The organism is Methanobrevibacter sp. (assembly GCF_045539575.1).
GTDB lineage: Archaea > Methanobacteriota > Methanobacteria > Methanobacteriales > Methanobacteriaceae > Methanocatella.
In genome coordinates, this window is the sequence record NZ_JAZQFM010000043.1 from 1 (window position 1) to 7429 (window position 7429).

The following is a 7429-nucleotide window of genomic DNA, read 5'->3' on the forward strand; positions in this document are numbered from 1 at the left end:
AGTTTCAGTAAATTTCGGGCCCCTTCCTCTAGAACAATTTAACGAATTAAAAACAATTTTACTAAATAAAATCAATAATTTAACCTTTCTAATATTAATAATGACCATTACTATTAAAACAAGCCCATAATATATAGATAAAACTGTTCGTATAAAACAAAACTATATATAAAATAATGATTAAAATAATAACAATTCATAAATTAATGAATTAAAATTATGGAGATTTAAAAATGAAAGCTAATGCTCAAAAAATAGCTGATGGAGTATACTGGATCGGTGTACTCGATTGGGATTTAAGAACATACCACGGTTACACCTTAGACGGAACAACCTACAACGCATATTTAGTATTTGGAGAAGACAAAGTAGCACTTATTGATAACGCTTACCCTGGTAAAACCAAAGAAATGATGGCACGTATCGACGATGCTTTCGCACAAGAAGGAAGAGACGTTAAAGTTGACTACATCATTCAAAACCACGTAGAAAAAGACCACTCCGGTGTTTTAGTGGACTTACACAAAAGATTCCCAGAAGCACCTATCTACTGTACCGAAATCGCAGTGAAAGGTTTATTAAAACACTACCCTTCACTTGAAGGAGCAGAATTCATTACAGTTGGAACCGGAGACTCATTAGATGTTGGCGGAAGAACCCTAGCATTCCTCGATGCATTCTTATTACACTGGCCTGACAGCATGTTTACCCTACTTGCTGATGAAACCGGTATCTTATTCCCTAACGATGCATTCGGTCAACACTTATGTTTCACCAAAAGATTCTCTGATGAAATCCCTGAAAACGTGTTAATGGACGCAGCACAAAAGTTCTACGCAAACTTAATCACCCCACTCTCAAAATTAGTTCTCAAAAAACTAAACGAAGTAGTGGAATTAGGTTTACTTGACCAAATCAAAATGATTGCACCATCCCACGGTCAAATCTGGACCGACCCAATGCAAATTATCGGAGCTTACCAAAACTGGGCTACCGGTGTATGTGAAGACAAAATCACTATCATCTACGACACCATGCACTACTCAACCCAACAAATGGCTCACGAAATTGCTGAAGGTGCAATGTCTGAAGGCTACGATGTAGAAATCTTCTTCTTACACGAAGATGAAAGATCCGAAATCGTCAAAAGTATCTTAACCAGTAAAGGTATTGCTGTTGGAGACCCTACCATCAACGATGTACCATACCCAAGTATCGGGGACATCATGTACTACTTGAAAGGATTACTCTTCAACAGAACAGGTATTGAAAGAAAAGCAGTTACCTTCGGTTCCATGGGTGGAAGAGGAGGAGCTCCTCAAAAACTCGCTGAAGAATTAGGAAACTGCGGATTCGACATTGTAGATACCCAAGAAATCTACTTCGTACCAACCGCTGATGAAGATGAAGCAAGCTATGAGTTAGGTAAAAAATTAGCTCAAGCATGTAAAGAGTTATAAAAACATCTTAAAGAATTTAATTATTCTTTCTCCATTTCTTTTTTTCAAAAAATTTATAAACCATGAAAAGATAATTATTATTAATTTTATTAAACATCTTGTTTAATGGAATTGGTAATGAATCTATAGCAAGGAAAAAACAGACGGCGAGAATTGAATTCTCTAAAAACCTTACTAATAATCGATTCATTACCTGTTTACTTGTTCTTTATTCTATAGTATAACAAATATATTGAAAAAATTATTATTAATGTTAAATTAATATTAATGTTCAATTCCATTATACCACCCCCTTTAAGTTTTAAGGGAGAGGAATAATAACAAGCAAACTCCATTCACCAGTCCACGTCTGTTTTTTTAAAAAAAAAGTTGCAGGCAAGATACCCACAACTTCTGACTGGATTTTTTAATAATTAGTTTTCACCAATTAAGAGAAAAAATTCTCCAATAATCTATTATATTCTAATAATATTTAAAATAAGCAGTTCTTTTTGGCTACAATTTTACATACTCAAAGCAATTTTTATAAGAACCCTGCAACAAGACTGAATACAATTATCATCGCCATAACAACTGACAATGCATTAACAATTGGCTTGTAGTGCTCTTCGGATAACTTATAGCTCAGAAGTATCTCAAGCATGTAACCTCCATCCAAAGGTTTCAGCGGAAGCAGATTAAATAGCCCGATTCCAAGGTTCAGCATGAATACCCATTGGAAAAGTTCAAGAAACTCAAATAAAACCCAAGGCAGCGGACCTAAACTATCGTTTATAAGTTCGAAATGTCTGTTTGCCTGGATTCCGAAAAATCCTCTGGACTCATTGTTTGGATTCTCATCAAGAGTGAGCGTATATGTGCCCTGATCGGTTTTGACACTGACATTATCTCCAGGACTATAAGAACTCACAACATTTGAATAATCTGTGGCGTTGCCTATTGTATGGTTGTCAATAGCCTGCAAAACCATGCCTTCCTTTAGGATACCGTCTGACGGTGAATCCGTAACAATTCTGTCAATAGCTATTCCGTCCTCTGCAAAGTATGATGGAATTCCGGCAGAAATCAATGACACCAATAAAATGGCAATGACCGCCAGGGAAATATTTGCAACAGAACCTGCAGCATAAACCCTAAGTCTTGAAGACCTTTTGGATGCTTTAAGCTCATCCTCATCAGGCTCTACGAATGCCCCCGGAATAATGGCAAACAGCAGTAACCCTATTGATTTGATTGAAATCTTCTCACCGACTGACTGAACACCGTGTGAGAATTCATGGACTACCAATACAGTAGCTAAAGCAATTAAACCATAGAAAAATGGAATGTAAATCGCTGAACCTGGCATTTCCACACCAGGAATTATTATAGAAACCGCCGGAGTTTCAAAAACCGAAGGCAGTGAACTAATCAGCGTCCATGTAATAAAAATCATGGCTCCAAAGGCCACAACAATCCCAACATTCATGTACCATCGCCAGAATGTAGGAGAAAAATTAGAAATCCTGGATATCAGTCCCCTGAGTCTTTGAGTCTTCCACATTATGACTGGGAAGTTTATATCAAAACCATGCCTTTCCAGCCTGTCATGGAATACTGCGGACAATATCCAGATGACAGCAAAAGCTATCAAATAATAATAAATACCATTCATTAAAAATGCACTTCCTCTACCAAAGTAGTGAATCGAACATCACAACATCAACTATATCGCCTTTCTGATATCCTTCATCATTTTCGTTTATGATAATATAGCTGTTCGCCTCAACCATTGACCTAATTATGCCAGAACCTCTGTTCAGAACATGTTTCGCATATTCGTCATCTGCGACTGCACGTATAAAATCAGTCCTGCCCAATTGGGAAGGGACTTTTAGTTGAGATTCACGGTTGACAATGTGAAAATCAAATGATCTTCCCTGCATTTCAAACAGGTATTTTCTTGCAAAAACATCAAATTGGCTCATTGCAGCTACAGGCTGGCCTGAAAATGTAAATATCATTTTATCGTTGATAATTCCAGCGCCTGCAGGCTTGCCCGGCCTCATTGCAACACCGTGGAATAGGATTTCTCCAAGGTCATTGACAACATCCAAAACAACGTCACCCTTACTGATAGCTGTTCCTCCGGTTGTCATAATAACGTCATAATCCTCAGAAGCCTTCAATACAGCTTCCCTGACTTCATCGAAGGTATCTCCCGCATGACCAATTTCACAGATTGCACCTGAATCTTCAATCATTGCCTTAATTGTGAATTGATTGGAGTTGATGATTTTAGCCTTGTCTATTTCTTCTTTGGTAGGTTCAACAAGCTCATTTCCTGTTATGATAAGTTTAACTCTAGGTTTTTTATACACTTTAACTGTATCATAACCGGCTGAAGCGATTAAACCCAGTTCCTGATATCTGATAAAAGTATTCTTATCCAATATCTTCTGTCCTTTTTCAATGTCTTCTGATTTCGGACTGACGTTTTCGCCGGGAGTTACTTGGGAGTAGATTGTCAGCTCATCGCCGTCAGTGGTAGTGTATTCCTTCATGATGACTGCATTTGCACCCTCAGGAATCGGAGCCCCGGTAGCTATTACAATAGCTTCATTTTCACCTACAGTCTTATCTGAAAAATCCCCAGCGCCGATTGCGTCAATTATTTTTAGCTGTTTAGGAGCTGATTGGGATGCTCCAAAGGTGTTTTCACCAATTACTGCAAAACCGTCCATTGCGGACTTGTCAAATGGTGGTGAATCATGAAAAGCCATGATGTCTTCAGCTAAAACCCTTTTGTGAGCATCATAGATAGAAATCTCTTCTGAATCTGTATATTTTTGATTATCAACAATCAATTTTGAAGCATTTCCTACAGAATCTAGTTTAGACAAAAACATATTTTTAAACTCCCCCAAGTTTATTATGCCATGTACTTTTCAATGACACCGTGATATGCATTGTCTAAATCTTCATAGCTGAATTCGTGATCATTAACATTTAATGAAGTGCCTTTTACTTCACCAATTACTTGACAATCCACATCGATTTTAGCTAAGATGTCATCAAGCGCATCAGCTTTGACAGTTAACAAGTATCTGCCGTGACTTTCTGAGTACAGCAATTGGATTTTGTCCAGTTCATCATCAGTTAATGTGACTTCACAGCCAAGTCCTGATTTGATGACCATTTCTGACAATGCCACTGCAAGACCTCCTGCTGAAACGTCGTGAACTGCAGTGATGTCTTTGTTTACATCCTCATCGATTAATTTCAATACTGTCTGACCGTTAGCGACTTCATCTTCAATCCTGATTCTTGGAGCGGTTCCCACTTCAAGGTTGTGGATGCATCTGTGATATTCTGAACCTGTCAGCTCATCGTAGGTTTTACCGATTAAAATAATCTTGTCACCTTCGTTTTTGAAGTCCATGGTTCTTATGTTTTCAATGTTTTCAACACCGATTACACCAACAGCAGGTGTTGGGTTGATTTTGATTCCTTCAGTTTCATTGTAGAAACTTACGTTACCGCTGATGACAGGTGCATTGAATTTTTCAGCCACCAAACTCATTCCTTCAATGGCAGTCTTGAATTGCCAGAGAATTTCAGGTGTTTCAGGGTTTCCGAAGTTTAGACAGTCAACGACTGCATAAGGGGTTGCACCCATAGAGATTACATTTCTGATAGCTTCAGCGACACATCCTGCTGCCCCGTCAAATGGAGACAATTTTGTGTGGATTGTGTTTGAGTCTGTTGTAAGTGCAATTGCAGTGTCCTCATCAATTCTTAAGACCGCTGCATCATCGCCAGGTTTTACGACTGTTCTTACCTGAACCTCATGGTCGTACTGTTTGTAAACCCACTGTTTGGATGCGATATTTGGGGAAGCCAATAGCTTAGGCAAGGATTGGTAAACTCCAGGTTCTTTAAGTTCAATCTTTTGAGTGTCCTCTGGAATTTCTGCAATTGGCCTGTCAATTGATGGTGGGTCTGCAAGTAAAATAGTCGGCAAGTTTGCAAGCTCTTCGCCTTCATCGGAAATAATCATGTTGTTTCCTTCAATGACCTCACCGATTACTGATGATACGATTTCATGTTTGTCACATATTTGCTGAGCAAGTTCAATATCATCAGGGTTCAGGACAAATACCATTCTTTCCTGGGACTCTGAAAGCATGATTTCATATGGAGTCATTCCGGTTTCCCTAAGTGGAATTGCACGCAGGTCCACTAATGCTCCATTTTCGGATGCGTCTACAAGTTCTGAAATACAGCAGGTAAGACCTCCTCCACCAAGGTCCTTTACACCGCTTACATTGATTTTTTCAAGGATTTCAAGTGAAGCTTCGAGCACTCTTTTTTTGGTGAACGGATCTGCAACCTGTACAGCCGGCCTGTCTTCAGTTTCAGAGTCTGAGGTTAACTCCTCTGAAGCGAATGTTACACCGTGGATTCCGTCACGACCGGTTGTTCCGCCCATTAATAGGAACTTGTCGCCTATATATGGTGCCTGTGCCCTTACGATGTTTTCCTTTTCAACAAGCCCTACGCACATTACATTTACAAGAGGGTTTGTTCTGAATGATTCGTCAAATTCGATTTCACCTGCGACAGTTGGAACTCCTACACGGTTTCCATAGTCGGAAATTCCTTTTACGACATGTTCAAACAGGTATCTTGATTTTTCATCTTCAAGAGGTCCGAATCTAAGTGAATCCAGAAGTGCAATAGGCATTGCACCCATGGAAATGATATCCCTCAGAATTCCTCCAATACCGGTTCCTGCACCACCATATGGTTCGATTGCGGATGGGTGGTTGTGGGATTCCATCCCTACAGCCAGTGCATATTTGTCTGTAACGCTTACAAGACCTGCATCGTCACCCGGACCTAAAATAATATTTTCCCCTTCAGTTGGAAATGCCCTTAAAAATGGTCTGCTGCTTTTGTATGAGCAGTGTTCTGAAAACATTACGTCAAGCATTCCTTCTTCAAGTTCGTTCATTTCCCTACCGAGGATTTCTTCAATATATTCAATTTCAGAATCAGCTAAAGTCATATTAACACCCTTAATTTTTAATTGAAATTATTACTTTTTCTCCTTCAATATCCCATTCTTTTGTATAATTTTCAGAATCATCACTACATTTTTCACTATCAGAAATAATAAGACTGCGTGCTCTTATTTCATGAGAAATAATTTCACTTTGAGGAACTATTAAATCTTTAAATTCAGCGGATGTTTCAACACTAACATCAATATTAGCTTCAACATCCAAGTCCAAATCTTTTCTCATGTCCTGAACTCTTCTTATAAGTTCACGTGCCATAGCTTCTTGTCTGATTTCTAAAGTTATATTTGTATTAACGAATACATTACCACCTTCAAATTCAGATGAAACAAAATCATCTGGGAGTTCTGAATCAAATAATACTTCTTCAGAAGTTAATTCAATTCCTTCAATTGTAACACATCCATTTTCATCAAGTTCAGCTTTAATTTGATTACCATCACTTTCTTTTAGACCTTTTACAACTTTACCCATATCTCCTTTAAGTTTAGGACCTAAAATTTTAAGGTTAGGTTTTGCAATAAAGGACAATTTTTCAAATTCACTGGAACATAATACTTCTTTAGTATTTGATTGATCTTTAATAATGTCAGCTAATTCATCAATAGCTTTTAAAACATCTTCATCTTGAGATACAACAGTAATATCACTTACTGGCCATCTTAATTTAAATTGTGCCATATCACGTGCTCTGATAGATGCTTCAATTACTTCACGTGCAACATCCATTTTAGATTCAAGGTTTTCATCTATTGCATCAGCATCAAATTCCCAGTCAATCATATGAATACTTTCAGGAGCTTGAGGATTAACTCCTTTTATAAGATTTTCATAGATTTCTTCAGAAATATGAGGAGCAATTGGGCATAATACAGTAATTAATTTAACAATAGCTGTGTATAAACT

General features: G+C 38.0%; 5 protein-coding genes. 1 reads left to right on the top strand and 4 read right to left on the bottom strand.

Translation table 11 applies throughout. From position 1 onward, the window contains the following. Positions 1–233 precede the first annotated feature (233 nt). The gene (locus ACKI30_RS05710; RefSeq protein ID WP_292738608.1) at positions 234–1460 is read left to right on the top strand and encodes an FprA family A-type flavoprotein; all 1227 of its coding nucleotides are present in this window, start codon (positions 234–236) and stop codon (positions 1458–1460) included. 523 nt (positions 1461–1983) lie between these two features. Here the strand turns inward: ACKI30_RS05710 and ACKI30_RS05715 are convergent. The 4 genes from ACKI30_RS05715 to ACKI30_RS05730 all read right to left on the bottom strand — a co-directional run. After that, entirely contained in the window at positions 1984–3114 is a 1131-nt protein-coding gene (locus tag ACKI30_RS05715; protein WP_407410658.1) for a site-2 protease family protein, read from the bottom strand. Positions 3115–3130: 16 nt separating this feature from the next. After that, positions 3131–4348: a gephyrin-like molybdotransferase Glp gene (gene glp, locus ACKI30_RS05720; RefSeq protein WP_407410660.1), complete on the bottom strand. Its 1218-nt coding sequence runs from the start codon at positions 4346–4348 to the stop codon at positions 3131–3133. Between the two features lie 23 nt (positions 4349–4371). Then, a complete protein-coding gene (purL, locus tag ACKI30_RS05725) occupies positions 4372–6510 on the bottom strand; it encodes a phosphoribosylformylglycinamidine synthase subunit PurL (protein ID WP_407410662.1) in 2139 nt (712 codons plus the stop codon). Between the two features lie 10 nt (positions 6511–6520). Continuing rightward, positions 6521–7429: DUF5915 domain-containing protein (locus tag ACKI30_RS05730; RefSeq protein WP_407410664.1), on the bottom strand; the 909-nt coding region annotated here is incomplete at its 5' end.